Source organism: Marinobacter sp. C1S70, assembly GCF_000475355.1.
In the GTDB taxonomy this organism is placed as follows: domain Bacteria; phylum Pseudomonadota; class Gammaproteobacteria; order Pseudomonadales; family Oleiphilaceae; genus Marinobacter; species Marinobacter nauticus.
Genome location: NZ_AXBW01000052.1, coordinates 1 through 1626, shown reverse-complemented (window position 1 = coordinate 1626; position 1626 = coordinate 1). Strand labels below are relative to the sequence as shown.

Sequence of the window (1626 nt, the reverse complement as noted above, 5' to 3'; positions counted from 1 at the left end):
GTCACCCCCTGGCCACTGGAGTGGCCAACACGGCGGTAAGCACTTAGGTCCAGTGCTTCCTTGGGTTCTGGCAGAGGTTCCGGCTGCCGCTCCCGGAGAACGGCGGCCTGGGCCGCTTCAAGGTAGCTTTGCAGCCGTGTGGCGGTCATGCCACGACGCTCTGCCAGCGTCGTGATCAATGCCGGATCCACGGGTGCATAGCGCTTGAGCAGGTCACGGGTAGCCACCAACTGATCCTTGTAGATCTTGGGCTCGGAACGCTTGAGTTGCTGGCACAACCGTTGCCCGACTTCGCTACCGATCATCTCATTGATCTTGCTCTCAAGGGTGGCCACCCGCTCGGCATGATCGCGGTAGTGATGGGTGTTCTTGATCACCTTGCCTTTATCGGAACACAGCGTATGGCTGGCAATGACGTCGCCTGTGTTCAGGTCGCTGATATGGAGTTGGCCGCCGGACTCCAGAACGCCCACCCGGGCCTGCTGCCAGGCCATGGGCACAGAGTACTTGTTGGCCTTCCAGGCGATCAGGCCGGTCTTGTCGGCCCGACGTGTCTCGTGGGCCACCGGCTGCACGCAAGCTGGTGACAGATAGGCCTCCAGGTGTTCTCGCTCATCCCGTTCGAAGCGTTCCCTGGGTGGTTCGCCGGTGGTGCCGTGGATGCGGACATTGGCCACGCTCTCAACCCAGTCCTGCACGTGCTGGCGCACGTGTTCCTGATCCCGGAAGACTTCACCGTAAAGGCAATCCTGCTTGACGTACTTCACGCCGGCTTCCACCTTGCCCTTACTCTCCGGATCGTAGCCTTCGCAGGCATGGATCCGGAACCCTGCCGTGGTGGCATACTCATGGAACCGTTGATTGAGGGTCAGCTCCCGGTACTGCTCGTTGATCACCACCAGCTTGGTCTGATCGTAAACGCACTCCTCGGGCAGGCCGCCGAAGTAACGCAGGGCTTCGTCATGGAGCTGGATAAAGGTCTGGGTATCCAGCGGCCGGAAGGCCAGACCCACGTACATCAACCGCGAGTAAGACAGCACGAACACCACAAAATGCAGCGTGCGTTCTTCGCCACTGATCAGCACGCCTCGCAACTCACCGGGGTCCACCTGGCACTGAACACCCGGCACATCGTCCAGAATGGGTTCGTAGTAGCGCATCTGGGCCGAGGCCACTTCCTCCTTGAGCGCTCGCACATAGCGGCGAAGGGAGCGATCTGAGGCCGGTAAGTCGCCGACCTTTGCCTGAAGCTTACGGGCAATCTTGACGGCGCTGAGCTTGGGAAATTGCTTGAGCAAATGCACCAGGTACTCCCGGTGATCGTCGAGGCGCTTAGTGCGTGAGGGATCTTCAATCTGTTCCGAAATTGCGTTCTCATCCATCCGCAGATACTTGCGGACGGTATTGCGGGACAGCCCCAGTTCCTGACTGATGGCGCGGATCGACAATCCTTTACCGTTATCGTGCAGTGCCTTGATCTTGTGTATCACAACCCACTCCTTCACTGACATGCCCCCGGCCATCAATAAAAGCGGGGGACAGTAGCTGGTTCTGTGGCCTGACGGCCACCCGGGGGTGGGTCAAAATTAATGGCCAGTAGTGGGTCACTTTAATTGGCCATTAACA

Annotated in this window: 1 protein-coding gene; it reads right to left on the bottom strand. The window is 59.2% G+C overall.

From position 1 onward, the window contains the following. On the bottom strand, positions 1-1490 hold a 1490-nt coding region (gene istA / locus Q669_RS14080; protein ID WP_200861806.1), incomplete at its 3' end, for an IS21 family transposase. Positions 1491-1626 lie beyond the last annotated feature (136 nt).